This is a genomic window from Salinisphaera sp. C84B14, assembly GCF_040361435.1.
Taxonomy (GTDB): Bacteria; Pseudomonadota; Gammaproteobacteria; order Nevskiales; family Salinisphaeraceae; genus Salinisphaera.
Genome location: NZ_APNL01000006.1, coordinates 68,044 through 93,336, shown reverse-complemented (window position 1 = coordinate 93,336; position 25,293 = coordinate 68,044). Strand labels below are relative to the sequence as shown.

General features: G+C 64.6%; 27 protein-coding genes. 16 read left to right on the top strand and 11 right to left on the bottom strand.

Annotated elements, in window-relative coordinates; all coding sequences use genetic code 11:
• Positions 1–130: 130 nt before the first annotated feature.
• Genes mrtJ through C84B14_RS06835 form a run of 3 tightly spaced genes read right to left on the bottom strand, consistent with a single transcriptional unit; the run spans position 131 to position 2,167 of the window.
• Positions 131–505: a JDVT-CTERM system glutamic-type intramembrane protease MrtJ gene (gene mrtJ / locus C84B14_RS06845; protein ID WP_348764965.1), complete on the bottom strand. Its 375-nt coding sequence runs from the start codon at positions 503–505 to the stop codon at positions 131–133.
• 58 nt (positions 506–563) lie between these two features.
• Complete coding sequence (locus C84B14_RS06840) at positions 564–1,832, bottom strand: JDVT-CTERM domain-containing protein (RefSeq protein ID WP_353222826.1); 1,269 nt, start codon at positions 1,830–1,832, stop codon at positions 564–566.
• Complete coding sequence (locus C84B14_RS06835; RefSeq protein ID WP_348764967.1) at positions 1,811–2,167, bottom strand: post-PEP-CTERM-1 domain-containing protein; 357 nt, start codon at positions 2,165–2,167, stop codon at positions 1,811–1,813. Before C84B14_RS06835 ends, C84B14_RS06840 begins: the two co-directional genes overlap by 22 nt.
• 155 nt (positions 2,168–2,322) lie before the next feature.
• Between C84B14_RS06835 and argE the strand changes: the two genes are divergently transcribed.
• The 13 genes from argE (at position 2,323) to C84B14_RS06770 (ending at position 13,874) form a co-directional block, all read left to right on the top strand.
• On the top strand, positions 2,323–3,498 hold the full coding sequence (gene argE, locus C84B14_RS06830) for an acetylornithine deacetylase (RefSeq protein WP_348764968.1): 1,176 nt from the start codon (positions 2,323–2,325) through the stop codon (positions 3,496–3,498).
• A 24-nt stretch (positions 3,499–3,522) separates the two neighbouring features.
• Positions 3,523–4,893: an amino-acid N-acetyltransferase gene (argA, locus tag C84B14_RS06825; protein WP_348764969.1), complete on the top strand. Its 1,371-nt coding sequence runs from the start codon at positions 3,523–3,525 to the stop codon at positions 4,891–4,893.
• Positions 4,890–5,639, top strand: a complete 750-nt coding sequence (locus C84B14_RS06820; RefSeq protein WP_348764970.1) for a 16S rRNA (uracil(1498)-N(3))-methyltransferase — start codon at positions 4,890–4,892, stop codon at positions 5,637–5,639. The genes argA and C84B14_RS06820 overlap by 4 nt, the downstream gene beginning before the upstream one ends.
• Positions 5,640–5,869: 230 nt before the next feature.
• Complete coding sequence (locus C84B14_RS06815; RefSeq protein WP_348764971.1) at positions 5,870–6,397, top strand: TetR/AcrR family transcriptional regulator; 528 nt, start codon at positions 5,870–5,872, stop codon at positions 6,395–6,397.
• Positions 6,394–7,566 (top strand): MFS transporter, encoded by a 1,173-nt coding sequence (locus tag C84B14_RS06810; RefSeq protein WP_348764972.1) that lies wholly within the window; start codon positions 6,394–6,396, stop codon positions 7,564–7,566. The genes C84B14_RS06815 and C84B14_RS06810 overlap by 4 nt, the downstream gene beginning before the upstream one ends.
• Positions 7,567–7,707: 141 nt before the next feature.
• A complete protein-coding gene (locus C84B14_RS06805) occupies positions 7,708–8,256 on the top strand; it encodes a hypothetical protein (protein ID WP_353222822.1) in 549 nt (182 codons plus the stop codon).
• Between the two features lie 432 nt (positions 8,257–8,688).
• Complete coding sequence (gene gshB / locus C84B14_RS06800; RefSeq protein ID WP_348764974.1) at positions 8,689–9,639, top strand: glutathione synthase; 951 nt, start codon at positions 8,689–8,691, stop codon at positions 9,637–9,639.
• Between the two features lie 7 nt (positions 9,640–9,646).
• Positions 9,647–10,399, top strand: coding sequence for an energy transducer TonB (locus tag C84B14_RS06795; RefSeq protein ID WP_348764975.1), 753 nt, complete (start codon positions 9,647–9,649; stop codon positions 10,397–10,399).
• Between the two features lie 489 nt (positions 10,400–10,888).
• Positions 10,889–11,443, top strand: coding sequence for a YqgE/AlgH family protein (locus C84B14_RS06790; protein ID WP_348764976.1), 555 nt, complete (start codon positions 10,889–10,891; stop codon positions 11,441–11,443).
• A gap of 17 nt (positions 11,444–11,460) precedes the next feature.
• A complete protein-coding gene (ruvX, locus tag C84B14_RS06785; protein ID WP_353222819.1) occupies positions 11,461–11,910 on the top strand; it encodes a Holliday junction resolvase RuvX in 450 nt (149 codons plus the stop codon).
• A 43-nt stretch (positions 11,911–11,953) separates the two neighbouring features.
• Positions 11,954–12,466, top strand: a complete 513-nt coding sequence (gene pyrR, locus C84B14_RS06780; RefSeq protein ID WP_353222817.1) for a bifunctional pyr operon transcriptional regulator/uracil phosphoribosyltransferase PyrR — start codon at positions 11,954–11,956, stop codon at positions 12,464–12,466.
• Positions 12,463–12,915 carry an ACT domain-containing protein gene (locus C84B14_RS06775; RefSeq protein WP_348764979.1) on the top strand — a complete coding sequence of 151 codons (453 nt, stop codon included), beginning with the start codon at positions 12,463–12,465 and terminating at the stop codon, positions 12,913–12,915. Before pyrR ends, C84B14_RS06775 begins: the two co-directional genes overlap by 4 nt.
• Positions 12,912–13,874 carry an aspartate carbamoyltransferase catalytic subunit gene (locus C84B14_RS06770; protein ID WP_348764980.1) on the top strand — a complete coding sequence of 321 codons (963 nt, stop codon included), beginning with the start codon at positions 12,912–12,914 and terminating at the stop codon, positions 13,872–13,874. Before C84B14_RS06775 ends, C84B14_RS06770 begins: the two co-directional genes overlap by 4 nt.
• Positions 13,875–13,913: 39 nt before the next feature.
• On the opposite strand, the gene C84B14_RS06765 is transcribed toward C84B14_RS06770, so the two are convergent.
• Positions 13,914–15,296: an aminotransferase-like domain-containing protein gene (locus tag C84B14_RS06765; RefSeq protein WP_348764981.1), complete on the bottom strand. Its 1,383-nt coding sequence runs from the start codon at positions 15,294–15,296 to the stop codon at positions 13,914–13,916.
• A gap of 166 nt (positions 15,297–15,462) precedes the next feature.
• Here C84B14_RS06765 and C84B14_RS06760 point away from each other — a divergent pair, with 166 nt between their 5' ends.
• A complete protein-coding gene (locus tag C84B14_RS06760) occupies positions 15,463–16,068 on the top strand; it encodes a LysE family translocator (protein WP_348764982.1) in 606 nt (201 codons plus the stop codon).
• A 21-nt stretch (positions 16,069–16,089) separates the two neighbouring features.
• Here the strand turns inward: C84B14_RS06760 and C84B14_RS06755 are convergent, their stop codons facing one another.
• From C84B14_RS06755 to C84B14_RS06730, 6 genes are all read right to left on the bottom strand, one after another.
• On the bottom strand, positions 16,090–17,184 hold the full coding sequence (locus C84B14_RS06755) for a succinylglutamate desuccinylase/aspartoacylase family protein (protein ID WP_353222814.1): 1,095 nt from the start codon (positions 17,182–17,184) through the stop codon (positions 16,090–16,092).
• 132 nt (positions 17,185–17,316) lie between these two features.
• Positions 17,317–18,222 (bottom strand): 30S ribosomal protein S6--L-glutamate ligase, encoded by a 906-nt coding sequence (gene rimK, locus C84B14_RS06750; protein WP_348764984.1) that lies wholly within the window; start codon positions 18,220–18,222, stop codon positions 17,317–17,319.
• 5 nt (positions 18,223–18,227) lie between these two features.
• Complete coding sequence (locus tag C84B14_RS06745; RefSeq protein WP_348764985.1) at positions 18,228–18,704, bottom strand: ATP-dependent zinc protease family protein; 477 nt, start codon at positions 18,702–18,704, stop codon at positions 18,228–18,230.
• 369 nt (positions 18,705–19,073) lie between these two features.
• Positions 19,074–20,180 carry a PilT/PilU family type 4a pilus ATPase gene (locus C84B14_RS06740; protein WP_353222812.1) on the bottom strand — a complete coding sequence of 369 codons (1,107 nt, stop codon included), beginning with the start codon at positions 20,178–20,180 and terminating at the stop codon, positions 19,074–19,076.
• Positions 20,173–21,354 carry a PilT/PilU family type 4a pilus ATPase gene (locus C84B14_RS06735; RefSeq protein WP_353222810.1) on the bottom strand — a complete coding sequence of 394 codons (1,182 nt, stop codon included), beginning with the start codon at positions 21,352–21,354 and terminating at the stop codon, positions 20,173–20,175. Before C84B14_RS06735 ends, C84B14_RS06740 begins: the two co-directional genes overlap by 8 nt.
• Before the next feature lie 11 nt (positions 21,355–21,365).
• Positions 21,366–22,412 (bottom strand): type IV pilus twitching motility protein PilT, encoded by a 1,047-nt coding sequence (locus C84B14_RS06730; RefSeq protein ID WP_293623959.1) that lies wholly within the window; start codon positions 22,410–22,412, stop codon positions 21,366–21,368.
• 79 nt (positions 22,413–22,491) lie between these two features.
• Between C84B14_RS06730 and C84B14_RS06725 the strand changes: the two genes are divergently transcribed.
• Together C84B14_RS06725 and rpiA are read left to right on the top strand one after the other, a co-directional pair.
• Positions 22,492–23,193, top strand: coding sequence for a YggS family pyridoxal phosphate-dependent enzyme (locus tag C84B14_RS06725; protein ID WP_353222808.1), 702 nt, complete (start codon positions 22,492–22,494; stop codon positions 23,191–23,193).
• A 45-nt stretch (positions 23,194–23,238) separates the two neighbouring features.
• Positions 23,239–23,901, top strand: a complete 663-nt coding sequence (rpiA, locus tag C84B14_RS06720; protein WP_348764990.1) for a ribose-5-phosphate isomerase RpiA — start codon at positions 23,239–23,241, stop codon at positions 23,899–23,901.
• A 39-nt stretch (positions 23,902–23,940) separates the two neighbouring features.
• Here rpiA and C84B14_RS06715 read toward each other — a convergent pair whose 3' ends face one another.
• Positions 23,941–25,287: a sensor histidine kinase gene (locus C84B14_RS06715; protein WP_353222805.1), complete on the bottom strand. Its 1,347-nt coding sequence runs from the start codon at positions 25,285–25,287 to the stop codon at positions 23,941–23,943.
• Positions 25,288–25,293: the final 6 nt, after the last annotated feature.

Here is a 25,293-nt window from a genome sequence, read left to right as displayed (position 1 = left end):
CGCTGCTTTTTTGCAATACGCCATGGTAGCAAAGCCGACTATTGACCCGGCGCATCGAAGTTCGTGGGCGACTGTGCTTGGCCGGACCTTGGCCGGGCTGGGGCGCCGCCCTCGTATCAGCCCCCGGCCTCTAAACAACGCCCAGGCAGCAGAAATAGATGAGGTTATAGAAGGCATGCACGCTCGCCGGCGACCAGAGCCTGGCATGCCGTTCCCAGAGCACGCCGAATACGAGCGCGGGGAAAAAAGTCGCCAGCGCCCAGGCCGGCGGATGGGCCAACAGATGCGCGCCGGCAAACAGCACGGCAGTCAGGAGATTGGCCGCGCTCAGCGGCCCCCAGCGCCTGCGCATACGGCCACGCAGCCAGTCGTGCACGCCGAGCCGAAACACTATTTCTTCGAGCAGGGGCAGTACGACGACCGCCAAGACGAAGACCTGTGTGCCCGGCCAGCGCAGTAGAAACTGCGCTGGCGTGGCGAGCGTGATCAGCCAGAGAGCGGGCACGGCGGCGACAAGCGCCGCCGCATAAACCGGGTCGCCCCAGGGGGATCGCGGTGTCGGCTCAGACGAGCCGACGACGGCGACCCACCCCAACCGCGGCCGCTGCGAGCAGCAGGACCCAGAGCGGGTCGAAACGACCTTCGCCGGTCAGCGTACAGCCGCCGCCGCTGCTGCCGCTGCTGCTGTCCGAACTTGAAGAACCACCCGTGCTCACCACCGGTTCGGTGACGGGTTCGGCAGGTTCTTCCTCGGTGTCGTCGTCAGGCTCGGCGATGGCCTGATCGGCCTCGTCCGGGCAACGCGCGCCGTTAGCCAGCGTCCAACCGATGTCTTCAAGCACGCAGGTGGTCAGACCGATGCCGCTGGCGACATTGTCGTTGCCGGTGGCAAAAGGCTCCATGATCTGGTCCGGAGAAAGCGACTCGTCCCAGTGCGAGATCGAGCTGCCGGGACTGACAGGCGACGGCGCATACAGCATCACCCGGCCCTCCTTAAGACCGTCGGTGAGAATACTGGCCGCGCGGCTGCCGGTATTGATATCGCTCCAGACCACGTTTTCGCTGTTGGTCAAGGACTGGGCACGCTGCTCGTCGGTGAGCTCGGTCCAGAGCGGGTCGCCGGGGAAGGACAGATCCTGGATGAAGGTGCTGTAAATATCGGGCAAGCGTGCGCCGCCGTCGCTGGTCTGCGGAAACTGCCCGGCTCGCGAGTTGGCGTTGTCGATGAGCGCGACCAGCGATATGAAGCCCACGCCGTGCGTGAGTTCGTGTTCTACCGTGCTTACGAAGCTCGGGCGGTCGCTGGGCGTTACGCCGTTGATGCCGTAGTACCAGCTGGCACCCTTCAGGCAACCGGTGCCCTCGTCGAGAGTCGGATTGAACGTGGCACGGATATCGTTTGCCGTATCCGGCACCCGCGAACCACGCAGGGCGTTCGCCAGCGCCAGCGGATAGAAGACGTTGCTTCGCGCGCGGCTGGTCGTGGTGAAATTGGCGACGTAGCTTATCGGCCCGGCCGCGCCCAAGGTCGCGCTCTCTGGGTCGCAGCTCAACGTCTCGTCGAAGTCGGCGACGATGCGAATCGGAACCCTGCTGTCAATTCGGCTGCCCAGGATATCGGCGGCGTACTGGAAAGCGATGCGGCGCTGCTGTCCCAGCGTGGCGCCGTTATTGCCACCTTCCGGTGCGACCGGCGTGGGGTCGTTGAAGCCGCTGTCGGGGCCGTCGTTGACGACCAGCACCATGTCGGCGGCGCTGGCGGTCGAGGCCGTGCCGAACAGCAGGGCCATGCCGAGCGTTGTGGCTCCGGCTAACGATCGTGCGTAGCGCATAACGCCTCCGTGCCATCGCTGGCTTCGTCGTGGCCAACGTGGCCCATATGCAGACTGCCGTCCGCACAACGCACCGCGCGCGTGCGCGGCGCGGATTCAAAACGGGGGGTCAACATCTGTGCGCCTTCGCTGTTGGTCCAGGCCTTCGGCGCCGGGGCGCGCGTCTTCTGGGCGGCCTCACCCGGTTTCGGGGCTTCCCGCTTTTCCGCCGGCGGCGCGACGATTTCGCCGCTTTCCGGGTCGATGAAGATCTTCTGCTCGGCCGCGAACACGGCCGTCGAACCGGCCACGCCGAGGCTGGCGGCAAGCAGCCATGCCACTACCGGTGTTTTCAACAATCGCATTGGTTTCGTCATGGTTGCATGACCCTCATACGTGGATAGTCGACCTGGCTTACGCCACTCGACTTCATCAAGTTTCGAACCGCGGGTATACCATGCGGTGTTCCGACGATATACAGGCCGGCGCAGGCCGACCATACAAACCGAATATGACAGTACTCGACTGGCAACAAACCCTGGCCACGCTGATCGGGCATCGCACCATCAGCAGCGACAACCCGAGCCTAGACTGCGGCAATCGCGCCGCCGTCGAAGACCTGGCCGACGCACTCGAACAGGCCGGTTTTGCCTGCACGATCACGCCCATGCCTGAGCGCGACGACAAGGTGAACCTGGTCGCGCGCCTGGGCACGGCCGAGCAAGCCAGCGAGCACGGACTGGTGTTCGCCGGCCATATCGATACCGTGCCCTATGACGATAACGGCTGGCACAGCGACCCCTTTAGCCTCACCGAGCGCGACGGCAAGCTCTACGGCCTGGGCAGCTGCGACATGAAAGGCTTTATCGCGATCGCCGCCGCCGTGGCCAGCGAATACGCGGCCGAAAAATTGTCCGCACCCGTGAGCCTGCTGGTATCGGCCGACGAGGAATGCGGCATGGACGGCGCCCGGGCCCTGCTCGACGCGCACCGCGAAAACGGCCAGCGGCCGGGCCGCTACTGCGTGATCGGCGAGCCCACCAATCTGGTGCCGATTCGCCAGCACAAGGGTATTTTCATGGAAACGCTGGAGGTGCACGGTGCCTCCGGGCATTCCAGCAATCCTGCCCTCGGCGCCAACGCCATTGAGGGCATGTATCGCGCGCTCACCGCGATTCGCGCCCTGCGCGACGAACTGGTCGAGCGCCAGCGCATCGCCGGTTTCCCCGTCCCCCATGCCACTCTCAACCTGGGCGCGATCTCGGGCGGCGACAACGCCAATCGCATTCCGGCCCGCTGCCGACTCGATATGGACCTGCGTTTTCTGCCCGGCATGACCAGCGACGGACTGCGCGCCGAACTGCATGAACGCGTGGCCGACGCGCTCGCCGACAGCGACTGCACGATTCATTTCCGTGAGCTGTTCACCGGCACGCCGGCGTTCGAGACCGCCGGCGACTCGCCGATCGTCACCGCCTGCGAGGAGTTGTCCGGACAGGCCGCAGCCGCCGTGGATTTCGGTACCGAAGGTTCGTTCTACAACGCCATGGGCATGGACAGCGTAGTGCTCGGCCCGGGCGATATCGCCCAGGCGCATCAGCCCAACGAATATCTGGCCGTCGAACGCGTCGCGCCGATGCAGCGCATCCTGCACGGGCTCATCGAGCGCTTCTGCCTCGCCCGCTAGCCGCGACACCCGCATAATATTCGGATGAACCAGACGCACACTGCCTCGCAGCCGCTCGCCCCCGCGGGCAACGCCGAACCGCGCCATCCCGACATGGTCGCCTCGCTGCGTGCGAGCGCGCCCTATGTGCATGCCCATCGCGGGCGTACGTTCGTTATCCATGTGCCGGGCGAGGCCGCAGCATCCCCGGCCTTTGCCGATCTGGTATACGACATCGCGCTGCTCGCCAGCCTGGGCGTACGGCTGGTCATCGTGTTCGGCGCGCGCCCGCAGATCGATGCCGCGCTGGCCGATGCCGGTCTTTCGACCCGCTTCGTCGACGGCGTACGCGTGACCGACAGCGCCGCACTTGCCTGCGTGAAACGCGCGGTCGGCAGCCTGCAAATGGATATGGAAGCGCTGTTGTCGACCAGTCTGGCGAGCACGCCCATGGGCGGCGCCCGCATCGTGACTGCCAGCGGCAATCTGGTCACGGCCCGTCCGGTAGGCATCGCCGGCGGTATCGATCATGGCCATACCGGCGAAGTCCGGCGTATCGACGTGGCCAGCATCAACGCGCATCTGGAGCGCGGCACCATCGTGTTGATGTCCTGTGTGGGCTATTCGCCGTCCGGCGAAATCTTCAACCTGTATGCCGAAGAGGTCGCCACCGCGACCGCCACGGCGCTGGCCGCCGACAAGTTCGTCGTGCTGCACCCGGGCGCGTCCCTGCACGAACGCTTTGCCGATACGCCGGCAGAGCTGGATATCCAGACCGCACGCCGGCTGCTGGCGACCGAATCCGCGCCGTTACAGGCCGCCGATCGGGCTCGCCTGCAGGCCGCGATCAACGCGTGTCAGGCCGGCGTGGCGCGCGCCCATCTGGTGAGCTTCGATACCGACGGCGCCCTGCTCAGCGAGCTGTATTCGCGCGACGGCGCCGGCACCATGATCGCCGCCGACACCTACGACATCACCCGCACCGCGACCGCCGATGATCTCGGCGGCGTGCTCGCGCTCATCGAGCCTCTGGCCGAGGCGGGTATTCTCGTGGCGCGTTCGCGCGAACAGATCGAGCTGGATATCGGCCATTACGTGGTGCTCGAACGCGACGGCCTGATCACCGCCTGCTGTTCGCTCATGCCCTATGCCGAGGAAAGTGTGGGCGAGCTGGCCTGCGTGGCCGTACATCCGGACTATCGCGGCCAGGACCGGGCCGAACGTCTATTGGTGGAGGTCGAACGCCGGGCGCGCGCCGCCGGTTTGGCACGTATCTTCGTGCTCACCACCAAAACACCGCACTGGTTCGTCGAACACGGCTTTGCCCCGGCCGACCTGGGTGCACTGCCGTTGGCCAAGCGCGCGCTCTACAACTACCAGCGCAACTCGGCGGTGCTGATCAAGGAGCTGGCATGAGTCGCCGGGCCCACGTTCCGCGGGTATTCGTCGAGAGCCCTTTGGCGGTCGGCGAGGCGATCGAACTGGCCGACGCCAAGCGTCATCACCTGGCCACCGTTCTGCGCCTGGGCGCGGACGCCCCGGTCACGCTGTTCAACGGCGACGGTCATGAATACGGCGCGCGTATCGTCCAGGCCGAGCGCAAGCGCATGACGCTCGCCGTGGAAACCCAGCATTCGCCAGAGCGCGAATCGTCGCTGTCGATCACCCTCTATCAGGCCATCGCCCGCGGCGATCGCATGGACTTTGCCCTGGCCAAGGCCGTGGAGCTGGGCGTGACCGCCATCCGCCCTGTGTTTACCGAACGCGGCAAGGTCAAGCTTGAAGGCGACCGGCTGGCCAAGAAACAGGCGCACTGGCAGGCGGTGGTCGAATCCGCAGCCGAACAGAGCGGCCGGCTCGTATGCCCGCCGCTTCATCCCGCCACCCACCTGGCACAGACACTCGATGAAGACGCGCATACCGACGGCCTGCGACTGATGCTCGCCCCTACCGCCACCACCGGCCTGACCGCGCTGGCGAAAAACACGCGCACGACGCTGCTCATCGGCCCCGAATCGGGCCTGTCCGAGGCCGAAATCTCCAGCGCCGAAGCCGCCGGCTGGCAGCCCATCACCCTCGGTCCGCGCGTGCTGCGTACCGAAACCGCGGGCATGGCGGCACTCGCCGCGCTGCAGTCGCTCTGGGGCGATCTGGCCGGCTAGGCACGCCGCCCGGCCCGGCGGCGGCCAGCACGCCGCGCCCATATTCCTGCCGCTTTCCAGACATTCATTCGCGGCCGCTACGACTTGCGCCCGCGGTTGCCGAACCGACCTGCGTTGCATGCCGGCCGATCGGCCATCCGCGGTCTGCGCGCGAAAGCGGATCATGCAGCGACCGCCGCGCCACGCCCACGCGGCTGACGCAGGTAAAACGATCGTTTTACCTTGGGCTCATGGATATTGACCAACAGCTGCTGGCGGCTGCAGAACGCCTGTTCGATCGCAACGGTTTCAATGCCACGGGCATGGGCAAACTGGTTCGCGAAGCACGGCTTTCGAGCCGAACCGTCTACAAGCATGCGGGCAACAAGAATGCGTTGATGGCGCGGGTACTGTCCGAACGCCACCGCCGTTTCTTCGAGCACACCGATTTCAGCACGACGACCGCGCTGTTCGACTCGCTGGCCGAATGGTTTGCCGCAGAGGGCATACGCGGCTGCCTGTTTTTCCGGGCCGAAGCCGAAACCGGCGGCGACATACCCGAGATCGCCGCCGAGGTCGCCGCCTACCATCAGCAGTTGATCGAACACATCGCCGAACTGGTCGTGCGCGAAACCGGCCAGGCGGATACACAACTGGCCGATCAGATTCTGGCGCTGTTCGAAGGCGCAACCACGGCTGCCACCTACCGCGGCGCGGCGGTAATCGATGCCGCACGCAGCTGTGCCTGCCAGCTGGTGAACGCACGGACCCGGCCATGACGCCCGCGCTTCGTATCGGCGCGACCGGCTTCGGGCTGATCGCGGTCTGCTACGGCTTTGCCCGCTTCGCCTTCGGCCTGTTCCTGCCCGAGATCCGTAGCGACCTTGGGCTGTCCACCAGCCTGGCCGGCGTCATATCCGGCGGCGCCTTTGCCGCCTACTGTGTCGCCATCATCGTTTCGGCCCGCTGCTCGGAGCGTTTCGGCGCGCGCGTCGTCGCGGTCGCCGCCGCGACCGTGGCCGCGGCCGGGCTGCTCGGCATCGCGCTTTGTACATCGCCGGTATGGCTGGCGGTATTCGTAATTCTTGCCGGCGCCAGCACCGGCCTGGCCTCGCCGCCATTGGCCGACGCGGTGTCGTATGCGGTGGCCCCGGCGCGTCGCGATCTCACCAACACGATCATCAACGCCGGCACCAGCGCCGGCGTGGCGCTGTCGGGGCCGTTCGCGCTGGGACTCGGTGAGCAGTGGCGCCTCGTTTTCATGATTTTCGCCGCCACGGCCGCCGCGCTGGGGGTCGCCTCGTACCTGGCCTTGCCGGCCGACGGCTCGAAAAACGGTCGTATCGACGGGCTGGGTATGCCGCCGTTGCACGCCAACCTGCTACGGCTGGTCGCGGCGTCGTTTCTCATGGGCGCCTCCAGCACCGCGCTCTGGTCGTTTGGCGGCGAGATCGCACAGGCACGGCTCGACTGGTCGACTCGGCTGACCGGCATGCTGTGGATCGCGATCGGCGCGGCCGGCATTCTGGGCGCGGCCGCCGGTTGGATGGTCGCGCGCCTGGGCATCAATACCGTACATCGATTGTTCCTGGTGGCGCTCGTGGCCGGTATAGCCATGACCGGACTGGCGTTCACCACGCCCACCTTCACGCTCTTCGGCGGCGCGCTGTTCGGCGCAGCCTACGTCATGCTTGCCGGCGTCTATCTCATCTGGGGTACCACGACACTGCCCGACCGGCCCGGTACCGGCCTGATGGTCGGGTTTCTCACGATCGCCGTCGGCCAGACCGCGGGCGCGCCGGTGTTCGGGGTGCTTATGAGCCAGGCATCGTTACAGACGGCGGTATGCGTTTTCGCGGGCCTGGGGCTGACGCCCGCGCTGTTCCGGTTTCGTGCGATCGCCGACTGCCTGACAGGCTCGCCCAAGCCCCTTGGAGCGCGCCTTTGAGTTCATTTAATCCGGCTATCGGACTGCCACGAAAATTTAATTTACCAAGTACTTCAGAAGCGCTTGCAAGCGCCGTAATATACCGTCTCAAAGCCCACTCGGCGCCCGCCGCGTGTCGTTCATCAGCCTTAAGTAGTCGCCGTGAAAGCGCTGATTTCTCTCGGATTTTTGATTCGTCGCGATTATGCGTCGATGGTTGTGCGTTTGTCGCGTCTGCGCGCCACGCTCGCGTGGTGGTGGATGCTGCGTTCACGCCGCTATATCGTGCTGCGTAATCTGGCGGTCCAGACCCCGAGCGCGCTGATACATCTGGGGCTGGTGGTGGTGAGCACCCGCGGCTTGTTCATCATCGAACCGCTCGATGCGAGCATCGCCCACGACCTGGGTTCCACCGACTGGCCCGAGCGACCCATGCCGAACGCCGCCAACGACGATAATCCCGTCGATCGTTGCGAGCAGCAGGCCCGCGAAGTGGCCGAATTGCTCGAGGAAAACCGCAGCTTCGTCAGCCCGGTACTCGTTACCGTCGGCAGTCTGCCGATCGAGCGGCCGCCCAATCTCGTGTATGGCCCGGCGCTCGCCGAGTACATCCGCAGTTACCGGGTGGAAGTGTTTTCCACACGCCGCCTGCAGCAGATCGTCGCGCAGCTGTCCGGACAGACACCGGCCAAACTCCAGGCCGCCGCCTGAGCGCATAGCCGGGCAAAAGCCCGGCGGCGGCCGCATTGGCCCCGTTTGACTAAGGCCTAACGATCCGCCAACAGGAAACGCAGATTCCCTTGCGGCCAGTCTCGTCTTTCCAGACAAGACAGGATCCCAAGATTTCGCAGATCTACACAGATTCCGTGACAGGCCGTTTCGTACAACGTCGACGTGCACGATGTTGGAAGCGAGCATAGGGGCCGAACACGCCCCATTCTTCAATCCCTCAAATCTGCGTGATCTGCGGTTGCCTTCAAGAACGAAGCCGTACTGACCAATCGCAGTCATGCGTTCGCAGAAAACGCGGCGACTTCAGCTTGCCTGAACGAAAGCCAGGCACGGCACGCCTGCGCTACCATGCGCGCTTATTCGACAATCGCTGGGGCGCGGCAATCCGCGTCCCGTATCAGGAGCTGCGGCATGGCCACCCGTCTCGGCGTCGTGATGGATCCCATCGCGGATATCACCCCTTACAAGGACACAACCCTCGCCCTGTTGCTCGAGGCAATGCGACGCGATTACGAGATCGTGTATTTCGAGATGTCCGACCTGTTCGTACGCGACGGCGTGGGCTACGGCACGGGACGCCGTCTGGAAGTGTTCGACGACAACGACGACTGGTATCGCTTCACCGGCGAGTCCGAGATTCTGCCCCTGGCCGATCTCGATACCATCCTCATGCGCAAGGATCCGCCGTTCGATACCGAATACATCTATGCCACCTATATTCTTGAGCTGGCCGAGAACGAAGGCACGCTGGTGGTCAATCGCTGCGATGCGCTGCGCGACGTCAACGAAAAGATGTCGATCAACCGGTTTGCCCACCTGACCGCGCCCACGCTTGTTGCCCGCCGCAGCGCCGACTTCAAGCGCTTCATCGCCGAGCATGGCGACGCGGTGATCAAACCGCTTGATGGCATGGGCGGCTCGCGCATCTTCCGGGTCAAGACCGGGGACGACAATATTTCCGTGGTGCTGGAAGTGCTTACCGAGCACGGCAGCCGCTATGCCATGGCCCAGGCCTATCTGCCGGCCATCAAGGAAGGCGACAAGCGCATTCTGGTGGTCGACGGCGTGCCGGTGGACTACGCGCTGGCACGCGTGCCGGCGGAAGGCGAACTGCGCGGCAACCTGGCCGCCGGCGGGCGCGGCGTGGGGCGGCCGCTCACCGATGCCGACCGGGCGATCGCCGAGGAGATCGGCCCCTATGTGCGCGAAAAAGGCCTGTTGTTCGTGGGCCTGGACGTGATCGGCGACAAGCTCACCGAAATCAACGTGACAAGTCCTACCTGCGTACGCGAGCTGGACAAGCAGTTCGGCATCAATATCGCCGCAAAACTGTTCGACGCGATCGAGCGACGGCTGGCCTGATACCGGCATGTCCAGCGTTCGCGCGCGGTTTTGTTTTTCCCTGGCGATCGCGCTGATCGTGCATGCGCTGCTGCTGGGCTGGTCGAGCCGTTCCTCGCAGGCCGACCCGGACGACGCCCGCCTGCTTTCGGCCACGCGTAGCGTGGCCGATGCGGCTGCAAACGCGCCGGATACGTCGATCCGCGCGAGCCAGAACCAGCAGGGCGACGACCGCGCTTCGCAACAGGCACAGCTGGCCAATACGCCCTCGCAAACCCCGCCGCATACGCGTTTTCAGCCTCCCGGCGACCGCACCCTGACCCGCTTCGTGGCGGTCGCGGAACCCGAACCAAGGCCGCAAGAGCCAATCCCGGAGACGCCCGCCACACCCAACGCCGCGATCGAGATCATCCGCAAGCCCCGCCCTGCCCAGATCTCGGCGGCCGCACAGGATGCACGGGCAGCTTATCTCGAGCTCTGGCAGGAACGAATCGAGGCGCGTGGCAGCCGTCGCTATCCGGCCGATCTGCTGGACGCCGCGCGGCCGCGACGCTTGACCATGGCCGTGCGCGTACGAGCCGACGGCACGTTGCTTGCCGTGCGCGTACTGCGTTCTTCCGGCAACAACGCGCTCGACAACGCTGCGCTTGCGATCGTGCGCGGGGCGGCGCCCTATCCGCCTTTTGCCGAGCCGCTCAAGGCGCTCACCAACGAACTGAGCTTCGCCTACGACTGGCTTTTCGAGGCAGGCAACTCGAACGAGATCAGCAGCAACGATTAGGGTCTATCGGCACTGGCTATAGGCGTGTCAGGCAAGACGCGGGCCGCCGAGCGTGGCGGGCCCACGGTCAAGGCCCGCAACGACGTATGGCGCGTCCGCAACGGGCAATTCCCAACGAATAACGATCGGTCGGCGCCCAAGCCACGGCAATCCGGCGTTATGGTTCATGGGTTGGCTCGCTAACGTGGAATAACCACGGGCCACTCGCGATGCCTTGTCTGGTCGCGGCCTGGTCGCCGATGCGGCGGTGGCCTATCTCTCGACGACACGCCCTAGCCCGCCATCAAAGCAGCTGACCGGGTCGAACGCCGGCACCTGTCCGTCGTTTCTTCCAGGGCCTTCACGGCCGTTCGCCGTGGCGCGCGTGCTTTCGCGAACACGCGTTATCAACCCGAAACCTGTCCATGAAATAAGCTATTTTCGGGCCGGATGAATAATCACGCGGGCAATCATTTGCCCGTATGCGAACGCTCGGCGGATAATGACGCCATGACACATGGAATATTCCGTAACCAGTTCCTGCTCGCCATGCCGGGCCGTGTCGGCGGCGATTTCGCCGATAGCGTGACCTTCATCGCCGAGCACAACGACGATGGCGCCATGGGGCTGGTGATCAACAAACCCAGCGATCTGTCCGTGCACGACATGCTCGCGCATATGGACATCGAAGCCCAAGTGCCGGCCAAGCAGCCGGTCTACTGGGGCGGCCCGGTACAGACCGAGCGCGGCTTCGTACTGCATCGCGACGAGGGCCACTGGGAATCCACCCTCAAGGTGGGCGGCGGCCTGGCCCTGACCACCTCGCGCGACGTGCTGGAAGCCATCGGCAACGGCTTCGGGCCCAGCGAGTATCTGATCACCCTCGGCTATGCCGGTTGGGGCGCGGGCCAGCTCGAAGACGAAATGCTGGCCAACAGCTGGCTGAATACACCGGCCAGCGACCCGATAATATTTTCCACGCCGGTGGAGACGCGCTGGGCCGCAGCGGCGCGCCTGCTTGGCCTGGAAGCCCATCAGCTATCGGGCCTGGTCGGCCATGCCTAGCATCACGGAGCACGCCCATGGCCGGTGACGCAAACGTATTGCTGGGCTTCGATTTCGGCACCAAGCGCATCGGTGTGGCCGTGGGCAATGCCATTACCGGTAATGCCCAGGCGTTGACCACGCTGCACCACAGCAACGCCGGCGGCGGCCCGGACTGGCAGGGGCTCACCCGTATCGTGGCCGAATGGCGCCCGGGCGGGCTGGTGGTCGGCCTGCCCCTGGCCAACGACGGCTCCAGCCAGCCCATGACCGAAAACGCACAAGAGTTCATGCGCCAGCTCGGCGAGCATTTCGATATTCCCGTGCACGCCATGGACGAGCGTTTTTCCACCATAGAGGCCATGGAACGCCTGCGTACCGCGCGTGCCAGCGGTAGCCGCGGCAAGCGCCTGGCCAAGGGCGATTCCGACTCCATGGCCGCCCAGGTCATACTAGAAGGCTGGCTCGCCAACGGTGGCCCGTCGTAATGCGTTCCTTGTGCCCCTGTTTCCCGATGCCGCGAGCCATGCCATGACGCCTACCGATAGCCCATCGTCCCGAACCTTCGACGTGGATGCCGCGATCGCGGCCCTGGAATCGGCCCTGGCGCCGATCATCGCGGCCGATCCGGCGGCGGTGATGGTCGGCGTGGAAACCGGCGGCGCCTGGATCGCCGAGCGGCTGCACCGTCATTTCGCCCTGGCCGCACCGCTGGGCACGCTCAATATCAGCTTTTATCGAGACGATTTCTCTACCATCGGCCTGCACCCCAGCGTGGGGCCCTCGCGTATCGATGCCGATATCGACGGCAAGACGGTGATCCTGGTCGACGACGTGCTTTATACCGGGCGGACCGTGCGGGCCGCGCTCAACGAACTGTTCGACTACGGTCGCCCTGCCGCGGTGAAACTCGCCGTGCTGGTCGATCGCGGTGCGCGTGAGCTGCCCTTCGCGCCGGACGCGGTCGGCCTGCAGCTGGATATCGCCAAGGGCGAACGCATCAAACTCACCGGCCCCGAGCCGCTGCGTCTGATCATGCAGTGAGCCCGGCGCAGCGCGGCCGCGACGACGGCGAACGCGATCTCGCCCGGCTTTTGAGCGGGCTACGCCCCGAGCGCCAGGCCGGCGTCTATCGATTCGCAAGCGCCGCCCGTATCGACGATATCGACTTCGAGCGAGTGCTGTGTTTCATGCACGAACCCGAGGGCATCTCGATCGTGGCACAGGAATCGGCCGTACCGCCCACGGCCTGCCTCAGCGAGCTGCGCTGCTGCTGGATCACCCTCAAGGTGTACTCGTCGCTGGCCGCGGTCGGCCTGACCGCTGCCGTGGCCGACGTGCTTGCCGAGGCGGATATCGCCTGCAACGTCGTGGCCGGCACGCGCCACGATCATCTGTTCGTGCCGCTGGATCAGGCCGATCAGGCGATGGCCCTGCTTGAGGCACTGCAGCGCCGATCCGCCGCTGGTTTAAACGACGGAGCCCGTTCATGAGCCCGGATATTCAGCTCGATTCCAACGGCGGTCTGCGCCATCTGATCACCACCGAAGGCCTGCCGCGCCCCCTGATCGAACAGATTCTGGACACCGCCGAGACGTTCGTACCGGCGCCCGGCACATCGCCGAAGAAGGTGCCGCTGCTGCGCGGCAAGACGGTGTTCAACCTGTTCTTCGAGAACTCCACGCGTACGCGTACCACGTTCGAGCTGGCGGCCAAGCGCCTGTCCGCCGACGTGATCAATATGGACGTGGCCCATTCCTCGCGCTCCAAGGGCGAGGACGATCTCGACACGCTCTATACCCTGCAGGCCATGGGCGCGGACATCTTTGCCATTCGTCATCCGGAAAACGGCGCGGCCGCGCGTTTTGCCGCCCATGCCGCCAACCACGTCGCCATCATCAACGCCGGCGACGGCAGCCATGCCCACCCTACCCAGGCGCTGCTCGACGTCTTCACCATTCGTCGCCACCGCCCCGATTTCGCCAACCTGCGTGTGGCGATCGTGGGCGACGTACGCCACTCGCGGGTGGCCCACTCCACCATTCATGCGCTGCGCACGCTCGGCACCACCGATATTCGCGTGGTCGGCCCGACGCACTTCCTGCCGGCGGACGCCGATGCGCTCGGCGTAGCGGCCAGCGGCGATATCGCGCACGGCCTGGCCAATGCCGATGTGGTCATGGGGCTGCGCATCCAGCGCGAGCGTATCGAGGGCGATGCCCTGGCCGGAGTCGAGGATTACCACCAGCAGTTCGGCCTGACCGCGGCCAATCTCGCCCATGCGAAAAACGACGCACTGATCATGCACCCCGGCCCCATCAACCGCGGCGTGGAAATCAACGCCGATATTGCCTACGGCCAGCAGTCGGTGATTCTGGAACAGGTGACCAACGGCATTGCGATCCGCATGGCGGTGATGGCGATCATCGCCGGCAACCGCAACGCGCGCTGACCCCTTCGAGGGCGGTTGGCGACGGTCTGACCAGGCGACTTAGAGCGTGCGCCACACGGCCGGGCCCGGCGAGTCCAGCCGCTCGCGAATCGTGGCCAGGGCCCGTTCCAGTGCCTCGCGATCGCTTGCTGCGCTAATACAGATACGAATCGCTTGTGGCGCCGGCTCGCTGCCCACGCAGAACGGCTCCGCGGGCGTCACGCGTACCCCGCTTTCGGCCAGCTCATCGACAAACCCGTTCGCGCGCCGACCGGCCGGCAAACGAAGCCAGATATAAAAACCGTCCGCCCGGCCGCTGTATTTATAGCCGGACAGATACCTTTCGACCAGCGCATGGCGCGCGGCCATTTCCTCGCACTGCCAGTCCAATAGGCGATCGGCATCGCCGCTCTCGATCCAGCGACAGACCAGGCTGGCGATCAGCGGCGGCGGCATCCAGCTTTGGTTACGCAGTGCTGCGGCCATGCGCGAGCGTAACGTCGCCGGTACGCGAATGACGCCCGATCGCATGCCGCCACCGAGCATCTTGGCTACCGAAAACAGATAGACCGTACGCTCGGGCGCGATTTGATAAAGCGGCGTCGCCCGCTCGCGGATGTATTGAACGCCGTCCTCTATCAGCCAGAAATCGCGTTCGCGGGCGAGCGCTACGAGCGCCTGACGGCGCGACTCCGACAGGGCCACGGTGGTCGGATTCTGATGCTCGGGCATGACATACAACGCCGCGAAGGGCTGGCGTTCGTGGCGCATGGCCAGCGCGTCGATATCGATGCCCTGTTCGTCGTGCTCGACCGCGACCGTGCGTATGCCCAGCTGCTGGGCAACGCTGATGAGGCCGGGATAGGTGAGCATCTCGGCGGCCAGGCGTTCGCCCGGCGCGAGCAGGGTCGACAGGCTCAGAAAGATCCCGTTCATGCCACCCTGGTCGATGAGCAGCTCATCGGCGGCCATGGGCAGGCCCAGCTGCGTGAGCCATCGTGCATAGACGCGACGGTGCATATCCAATCCGCCTTCGGGCTGATAGTCCATGGCATGCGTGAGCGCCGATACGTCGATCTGCAGCGCGGCCATGGCACGACCCAGCCCCTGCGCGCGCAAGTCACAGGGTGGCGGCAGGGACAGCGACAGATCGACTTGCCCGGCATCACCCTCGGGTCGAACGTGCGTGAATGTGTCCGGCACCGAGGCGCACACATACGTACCGCTGCCTACACGGGCCTGCACGAAGCCACGCCGCTCCACTTCGGCGTACGCACGCGTAATGGTGCCGGTGGTGACCCCCAGCGCATGGGCCAATCGGCGCTGGGGCGGCAGCTTCTCGGCCTCCGCCAATTCACCGGCGCCGATGGCGGCCACGATGGCATCGGCGACCTGGCGGTAGCGTGGCCCCTCGCCGGTTAGCACGGGCACCCAAATTGTCATGGTGACAATAAAAACATTGACGCTAATCCCATGCGTTATAAAGTTCGAATAAGCGACACAAATCGGACCGAACCGCTACTTTGTACCCATACAATTAAGCAGAAATCATGTTCACGCGCAATACGTTTCGCCGGCATGTCGCCGGACGTCACCTCCGACCCAAGTCATGACCACGTTCAACGGACTGCTATCGATCGCCCTGTTCAGCGTGGCCATGTCCGGCACGCCGGGGCCGAACAACCTGATGCTGACCGCCTCGGGCGCGCGCTATGGCTATCTCCGTACACTGCCCCATATCGCCGGCATCCTCGGCGGCTGCGTAGTGCTGTTCATGGCTATCGCGCTGGGGCTGGGCGCCGTATTCGAACGCTACGAAAGCGTGCAATGGGTATTGCGGCTCGCCGGCAGCGCCTATCTGCTCTATCTGGCCTGGCGTATCGCCACGGCGCCCCCGCCGAATCTAGATACGACGCATTCCGCGCGGCCGCTCAACGCGTGGGAGGCCGCCGCCTTTCAGTTCGCCAACCCCAAGGCCTGGATCATGGGACTGACGCTGACGGCTTCATTCCTACCCGCCGAGGGCTCGCTGATGGTTAACGCCCTGTTGCTGGCGCTGCTCATGGAAGCCGTTGCCTTTCCCTGCGTGTCCTTCTGGGCGTTGTTCGGTCGTACGCTGGGCGCGCGGCTGCGCTCGCCCCGGTCGTGGCGGGTGTTCAACGCGCTTATGGGGGCGCTGACCGCGGCCTGCGTGGTGCTGATCTTCAGCGACTAGGTACGGTGTGCTGGCGGGCTGCTATACGATCGGCGGCTCGCCCGATTCGCCGCGGTCGTCGAAACCGTCCGGTTCATTGTCGGACTGGTAGGCCTCGACCCGGCTGGCCAGCTTCTGGGCGCCCTTGACGCGGGCGACGTGGTACAGAGCGTCGCCGGCATGGGCCAGCGGCAGGTAGGAGCGCCCGATCACGATGCCGGGGTGCTCCGAGGTCACGGCCACCTCGGTTTCGCCGAACGGGTCGGCAATATAGGCCAGAACCTGGTCCTTGCTGACGTACTCGCCGAGCTCGACCAGCGAACGCAGAATGCCGGACTCCGGGGCACGCTCCCAGTTGGAATCGAGGGCAACCACCGATTTGTGCGGCGCGCGTTTGCCGCGCATGGGCAGCATACCCAGTTCGCGCATCACGCCGGAAATGCCGCGTACGCCGGCACGAATGGAAAACTCGTCGAAGCGCAGCGCCTCGCCCGCCTCGTAGAGCAGCAGAGGCACGCCCTTTTCGTTGGCGTGCTCACGCAGCGAGCCTTCACGCAGGCTGGCATCGATGAGCAACGGGCAGCCAAAGGCCTCGGCCAGCCGGCGGGTTTCGTCGTTGGACAGATCGGCCCGAATCTGCGGCAGATTGGCGCGATGGATGGCACCGGTGTGCAGATCGATGCCGTAGTCGGCCTTCGCCAGAATCTCGTCGACGAAGACCTTGGCCAGACGCGAGGCCACCGACCCCTTCGCCGAGCCCGGGAACGAACGGTTGAGATCACGTCGATCCGGCAGGTAGCGCGAGTGGCGCAAAAAGCCGTGTACGTTGACGATCGGCACGGCGATCAGCGTGCCGCGAATCTGTTTGAGTCCGCGCAGCTTGAGCAGTCGTCGGATGATTTCCACGCCGTTGAGTTCGTCGCCGTGTACCGCGGCCGAAACGAACAGCGTTGGCCCCGGGCGCCGACCGCGGATGACGTTGACGGGCATGGTGAGCTTGGCGTGGGTATAGAGATCGGTCACCGGCAGATCGATCGTCGTTCGCGTACCGGCTTCGATGGTCTGACCGCCAATTTCAAGTGCGTCGAAGGCGCGATACTCGTCGGCAGCGGTTTGTTTTCTGTTGTCGTCGCTCATACGCAGGCTCGATATTCCTATTGATTCGGCACCCGGCAGCCGAAATTTTCAGCAGTTGTCGACGCCCATCGAAAAACGGCAGCGCCGAGAACGCTGCCGTTTTCTATATCGCGGCTCGCAGCAGGGCGATAATCAGCCGCCGCCGCGAGTACGGGTCTTGCCGCGTTTGGAGTAGGTTTCGATAAAGCCGATGATCTGGCCGGCCACATCCTTGCCCGTGGCCGTCTCGATGCCTTCCAGCCCGGGGGAGGAATTGACCTCCATGACCACCGGACCGTGGTTCGAACGCAGCAGATCCACACCGGCCACGTTGAGGCCCATGATCTTGGCGGCGCGCACCGCGGTCGAACGCTCTTCCGGGGTGATCTTGATCACCGACGCGGAACCGCCACGATGCAGGTTGGAGCGAAACTCGCCTTCCTTGCCCTGGCGTTTCATCGACGCCACGACCTTGTCGCCGATCACGAAACAGCGCACATCCGCGCCCTTGGCTTCCTTGACGAACTCCTGCACCAGAAAGTGCGCATCCAGGCCACGAAAGGCGTCGATGACCGACTCCGCCGCACCGCGGGTTTCGGTGAGCACCACGCCCTTGCCCTGGGTGCCTTCGGTGAGCTTGATCACGTACTGATTGCCGCCCACAAGCTCAAGCAGATCGTCGGTGTCGTCCGGGGAATGCGCAAAACCGGTCACCGGCAGGCCAATACCCTTGCGACACAGCAGCTGCATGGAGCGCAGCTTGTCGCGCGAGCGTGAAATCGCCACGGATTCGTTGAGCGGATAGACGCCGATCATCTCGAACTGGCGCAGCACCGCTGTCGCATAGAACGTAATGGAGGCACCGATACGCGGGATGACCGCGTCGAAGCCTTCCAGGCGCTTGCCCTTGTAATGAATTTCCGGCGCATGCGGAACGATGTTCATATAGCAGCGCAGCGGGTCGATCACCGTGACCTCGTGACCGCGCGACTTGCAGGCCTCGATCAGACGACGCGTGGAATAGAGGTTGCGGTTACGCGACATTATTGCAATTTGCATAGCGATCAGCCTTCCGGCGGCCGGCCGGTGATAAAGGAAGCGAGGGGGTCGACCCGAAGATAGCGCATGGCCGTTCGACCGAGCAGCATGCGGAACAACATTGTATCGCGCGCGGTCAATGTAATCTCGATTGGCCACTCGCGCTGGGCCATGCGCACCGGCGTTTCAATGACGAACCGCCATTCCTGGTGGCCGCCGGAGTCGCGCACGCTGCGCTCGTCCACCACCGACGCGCTGCACCAGGTAATCGTGTCGCTATCGCGCTGAAACGGATGCACCCCAAAACGCGCGAGCTTGGCACCATGCTCGTGGCCCACATCGAGCTGGAAGGTATGCAGTGCCGAGGTGCGGGCGCCGGTATCGATCTTGGCCTTGATCCAGTCAATGCCCAGCTCGGGCAGGCTGACCCATTCGCGCCAGCCGATCACGGCCTTGTCTTCGCTTTCGGACGCGGCGCCCGTGTTGGGCGGTTGCGAACTCATCCACCATCCCGTTTAACAAGGAGCGCCAATCCTCGCCGCAATAGGGCTGCTCTGGCAAGGCGCCGTCGCGGCAAGCCTTGCTAGGGACGCTCTGCACAAACTCTCGCGGTTCGCGTTCGAGTCCTCAAATGCGTTGCGACAAGGCGTGCGAGCGCAGCGCCTGCCTCATTGGCAGGTCAAGCTCGCACAACGCAGTCGCGGCGTCTGTCAGGCCGAACACCTTCGAGGCCCGGGCTTTGCGCGCGTTTGATCGGCGTCAGTGTTCGCTACCGTGCACTTGTTATTCGCTTGGGCACGCTACGCTCTCACTTGTCTGCCAATCGCGCGCAAAGCACCCGGCGCGACCGTGACAGGTTGTGCAGAGCTTGCCTACAGATGCTCGAACGCCATGCGACTTTGCAGATTCTCGCGCGAATCTGCATAGGCCAGCGCCTGTTCCTGACTGATCTGGCCCTCGCGCACCAGCGCCAGCAAGGAATCGTCGAACGTGGCCATGCCTTCGCCGCCATCGCCTTCCGACATGGCTTCGCGCACCGAGTCGATACGACCCTGGCGGATGAGATCGGCGATATAGGGCGTATTCAGCAGAATTTCGAATGCGGCGACCCGCTTGCCGCCCACGCCTCGTACCAGACGCTGCGAGATGATCGCGCGCAGGTTCAGCGACAGATCCATGAACAACGCTTCACGCGCAAATTCCGGAAACAGGGCGATCAGGCGCTGCAACGCCTGATAGGCGTTATTGCCGTGCAGGGTGGTCAGCGCCAGATGCCCGGTACCCGCCAGCTGGATGGCCGCCTCGGCAGTGGCCAGGTCGCGGGTTTCGCCAATCTGTACCACGTCCGGGGCTTCACGCATGGCGCTGCGCACGGCCCGCGCGAAATCCAGCGTATCGGTACCCAGCTCGCGCTGATTGACGATGGAGCGCTTGTGCCGATACATGAATTCGATCGGGTCTTCGATGGTGAGGATATGCCCGTTCGCGCTCTCGCTGCGATGGTTGATCATCGCCGCCAGCGTTGTCGACTTGCCTGAACCGGTCGCGCCCACCACCATGATCAGGCCACGCTTTTGCATGGCCAGCCGCTTGAGCACGGGCGGCAGGTCGAAGGTGTCGAAATCCGGCACGTTGCCGATATTGCGCAGCACCATCGCAGCCGATCCGCGCTGGCGGAATACGTTGACACGAAAGCGGCCCTGCAGCCCGAAGCGATAGGCGAAGTCCACTTCGTGATGCTGTTCGTAGTGGGCCTTCTGATCGTCGGTCATGATGCTGAGCACCAGGGCTTCCACGCGATGCGGGGTCAACGGCTCACGGGTTTTGCTCTTGACCGGATAGATTTCGCCTTCCACGCGCAGCATGACCGGCGCATGGGTCGTGAAATACAGGTCCGAGGCGTTCTTGTCGATCGCCAGCTGCAGATACGGCTCTACCGCCTCGAGGGCGTGATCGGTGTCTTGCGCGCTATCACTCATCGCGGTACATCCCCTCGTCGGCGGCCTCGTCTTCTTCGTCGTTGTGAACCGACAGCGAATTCACGCCAGCGTCATCACGCAGATCCTGACGTACGCGCTTGCTGTTGAGCTTGATATTCAGCCGCAGCTCGTTTTGCGAGTCGGCATGCCGCAGCGCCTCGCCATAATCGATTTCGCCGGCTTCGAACAGCTTGAACAGGCTCTGGTCGAAGGTGATCATGCCCTGCTCGTTGCCGCGCGCCATGACTTCCTTGAGTTCGCCGACCTTGCCCTTGAAGATCATGTCGGCCACATGCGGCGTGTTGAGCAGAATCTCCATCGCCGCGCAGCGCCCGCCGCCTTCCTTGCGTACCAGCCGCTGCGACAGCAGCGCGCGCATATTCAGCGACAGGTCCATGAGCAGCTGTTCGCGCCGGGCTTCGTCGAAGAAGTTGATGATGCGATCCAGCGCCTGGTTCGCCGAGTTCGCGTGCAGCGTGCACAGCACCAGATGGCCGGTTTCGGCGAAGTTGATCGCGTATTCCATGGTTTCGCGGGTTCGCACTTCGCCTACGAGAATCACGTTTGGCGCCTGGCGCAACGTGTTCTTGAGTGCGTTTTCCCAGGACTGGGTATCCACGCCTACTTCACGCTGGGTCACGATCGATTTCTTGTGCGGATGCACGAACTCGATCGGATCCTCGATGGTGATGATATGGCCGGCCGCGTTGTTGTTGCGATGGCCGAGCATCGCCGCCAGCGAAGTCGACTTACCCGAGCCGGTCGCACCCGCCATGATCACCAGGCCGCGCTCGCCCATGACCACATCCTTGAGCACCGGCGGCAGGCCCAGCGCATCGAAGTCCGGAATTTCGGTATTGATCACGCGGATGACCGCGCCGACCCGGCCCTGCTGCACGAACGCCGAAATACGAAAACGCCCGGACGGTGGCGAAATTGCGAACTGACATTCCTTGTACTCGTCGAATTCGCGGGCCTGGCGATCGTTCATGATCGAGCGCACGATCAGCGACGACTGCTCGTGGGTAAGCGGTCGCTCCATGAGCGGAGATATCTGGCCGTCGTGCTTGATCGCCGGCGGAAAGCCGGCGGTGATGAACAGATCCGATCCGCCCTCGGCTACGAGCCGCTCGAGCAGGACGGTGAGAAGTTTTGTTGCCTGTGCACGATCCATGACCGACGCCCCTAGCTATTGCTGCCCAGCGACTCGCGATTGACCGCCTTGCGGCCGGCCTCGTCGCGGGTCACCACGCCACGGCGCACCAAATCCTGCAGGCACTGGTCGAGGGTCTGCATGCCCGCCGACTGGCCGGTCTGGATCGAGGAATACATCTGCGCGATCTTGCCTTCGCGAATCAGGTTACGAATCGCCGGCGTGCCCATCATGATTTCGTGGGCCGCGACACGGCCGCCGGCCTTCTTCTTGAGCAGGGTCTGCGAGATCACCGCGCGCAGCGATTCCGACAGCATGGCCCGCACCATGTCTTTCTCCGCGCCGGGAAACACGTCGATGATACGGTCGATGGTCTTGGCCGCCGACGAGGTATGCAGGGTGCCGAACACCAGGTGGCCGGTTTCGGCCGCGGTCAGTGCCAGCCGGATGGTTTCCAGGTCGCGCAGCTCGCCCACCAGGATAGTGTCCGGATCCTCGCGCAGGGCGCTGCGCAGCGCCGCCGCGAAGGAATGGGTGTCGCGCTCGACTTCACGCTGGTTGACCAGGCATTTCTGAGAGCTGTGCACGAACTCGATCGGGTCCTCGATGGTGAGGATATGCCCGAGTTCGGTTTCGTTCTTGTGGTTGACCATGGCAGCGAGCGTGGTCGACTTACCTGAACCGGTCGGCCCGGTCACCAGCACCAGCCCGCGCGGCAACGCTGCGATATCGCGAAAGACCTTGGGCGCATCCAGCTCTTCGAGTGTCAGCACCTGGGAGGGAATGGTACGAAACACCGCTGCCGCGCCGCGGTTCTGGTTGAACACGTTGACACGAAAACGCGCGAGGTTCGGGATCTCGAACGAAAAGTCTGTTTCCAGGTGCTCGTCGTAGGCCTTGCGCTGGCGATCGTTCATGATGTCGTAGACGAGATCGAACACTTCCTTGTGTTCGAGCGGCGGCAGATTGATGCGCCGCATATCGCCGTCCACCCGGATCATCGGCGGCAAACCGCCCGACAAATGCAGATCCGAGGCATTCTGTTTGACCGAAAAGGCCAGTAACTGGGAAATATCCATAGGTCCCCGACGTGCTCCCTGCTAGGCCGGCCGCGTTATCCTAATCCTAACCCAACGCAGCCGAACGAAAACTGTTTCCATGCCGACCGATTCAACCCCATCCATCGCCGACGCCCTCGATCGCGTGCGCGATCGCATTGCCCAGGCCGCCCAGGCCGCGAACCGCGACCCGGCCGATATCACCCTGGTCGCCGTATCCAAGACCAAACCGGTCGACCGCGTACGCGATGCGCTCGATCACGGCCAGCGCGATTTCGGCGAAAACTATCTCCAGGATGCGCTCGCCAAGATCGGCGCACTGACCGAGCGCGAACCTCTCTGGCACTTTATCGGCGACATTCAGTCGAACAAGACCCGTGATATCGCATCAAATTTTGCCTGGGCCCATGCCATCGACCGTTTCAAGATCGCGCGCCGGCTCTCCGATCAGCGCCCGGAAGGCCTGGCGCCGCTGAATCTGTGTATCCAGGTCAATATCGATGGCGAGGCCAGCAAGTCCGGCCTGGCCCCCGACGCCGTCGTCGAACTGGCCGACCAGATCGTCGAACTCGACCACGTGCGGCTACGCGGGCTGATGACCATTCCCGCGCCCCGCGACGATGAAGCCGGCCAGCGCAAACCCTTTGCCGCGCTGCGCGATCTCATGCAACGACTCAATGACCGCGGCCACGCCCTCGACACGCTGTCGATGGGCATGAGCACCGATCTCGAAGCCGCGATCGCCGAGGGTGCGACGCATGTACGTGTCGGCACCGATATATTCGGCGCGCGCGACCACTGATTTTCAGCGCTTATTCTTTTTCGACATCGCAGCAGGAAAGCTTTAATGGGCAAACAGGACGATCTCAAACGCGCCGCGGCCGAAGCCGCCTACGAATACGTCAACGACGGCGAGTATCTCGGCGTGGGCACGGGTTCGACGGTCAACCACTTCATCGACGTGCTCGCCGAGCGCGAGCCGGATATCCCCGGCTGTGTATCCAGCTCGAAAGCCACCACCGAACGCCTGCGCGCAGCCGGCTTCGATGTGGTGGACCTCAACACCGCAGGCGCGCTGGGCGTGTATATCGACGGCGCGGATGAAGCCAACGAGCATCTGGAGTTGATCAAGGGCGGCGGCGGCGCGCTTACCCGCGAAAAGATCATCGCCGGCGCGGCGCGCACCTTCATCTGCATGGTCGACGCCTCCAAGCAGGTCGATCTGCTGGGGCGCTTTCCGTTGCCGGTGGAGGTGATCGAAATGGGGCGCTCGAGCGTGGCGCGGGCCCTGGTCAAACTCGGCGGCGAGCCGGAGCTGCGCATGGGCTTCCTGTCCGACAACGGACACCCGATTCTCGATGTGCATAACCTCGAGATCATGAACCCGATCGAACTGGAGGACGCTATCAACGCCATTCCCGGCGTGGTGACGGTCGGCCTGTTCGCGCGCCGCCCGGCCGATGTGCTGGTCGTGGCCGCCGACGGCGGCGTGCAGACGCACCGGCGCTAACGCTTGTCGCCCTGCGGCCTGTTGATGTGTAAACAGGCCCTAAGATCCGTCCGGCGCCCGCGGTAGCGTCAGCCGTGCCGACAGCCCGCCGAGCTCGGCGTCTTCAAGCCGCAGGGTGCCGGTATAGGCGTCGGCCAGATCGCTGACGATGGCCAGGCCAAGCCCGGAGCCGGGCACGGCCTCGTCGAAACGCTGGCCGGGCCGTATCGCCTGGCTGCGCTGCTCGGCGGGCAGCCCCGGCCCGTCGTCGTCGACCTGAACGACCAGCGACGCGGCCCGGTCGGCAACGCGCACCTCGACCACGCCGCGGGCCCACTTGCAGGCGTTTTCCATCAGGTTGCCCAGCATCTGCTCCAGATCGCGCTGCTCGCCGGCGAAGCGGATCGTGTCGGGCGAATCGATATCGATGACCAGACCGTTGGCGCCGTAGAGGCGTTGCAGCGTGCGTTGCAGCCGGGCCAGCGCCTCGGCCACCGATGTGGCCTGCCGGCTACCGCCCTGCCCGGCGATACGGGTGCGCGCCAGATGCCAGTCGATATGGCGCTGCATGGCCGCGACTTCGTGCTGCAGACGCTCGGCGCGCCGGCTTTGACCGTCGGCGCCCAGGCGGGCCGCCTCGTTACCGATGACCGACAGCGGCGTTTTCAACGCATGGGCGAGATTGCCGGCCTGGCGGCGCGCGCGCTCGATCAGGGTTTCGTTATGGGCGAGCACGCTGTTGAGATCGGCCACCAGGGGTTCGACCTCGAGCGGGTAATCGCCCGACAGTCGGGTCGCCCGCGAATCGCGGATCGTCGCGAGCTCGCCGCGCAGCTTGCCGAGCGGGCGCAGTCCCAGGCGCACCTGCAGGGCCGCCGCCAGAATCAGGCCCGCGGCCAGCACGCCGAGTGCGATGAGCGTGGTACGCCGAAACTCGGCCACGGCCGCGTCCACCGGCGCGAGACTGGCGGCCACGGTCAGACGCAAGGGCTCGGCCACGTTCGGCACGGTGATATTGCGCACCACGGCCAGCAGTGGCGCGTCGCGCGGGCCCGCCAGGCGCACCCGCGCGCCGGTCGTGTCTTTGCCCGGCTCCAGAGTGGCATCCCAGAGCGAGCGCGAATGCAGGCTCACCACGCCGTCGCGCTCGATCTGCCAATAGCGCCCGGAGAGGACACGCTGATAGAGCGGGTCGCTCATGGCCACCGAATGCAGCAGTCGGCCCTGGCCATCCACATCGAACTGGGACACCAGCTGAAGAAAATCGGCGTCCAGGCGCCGGGCCAGATCGTTTTCCAGATGGTTGCGAAACAGCACCGACAGCAACAGTGCGGTGGTCGCGAGCGCGAGTAGGATCCAGATCGCCGCACCGAGAAACAGGCGCCGCTGTAGCGACATGCGTGCCATGGATGC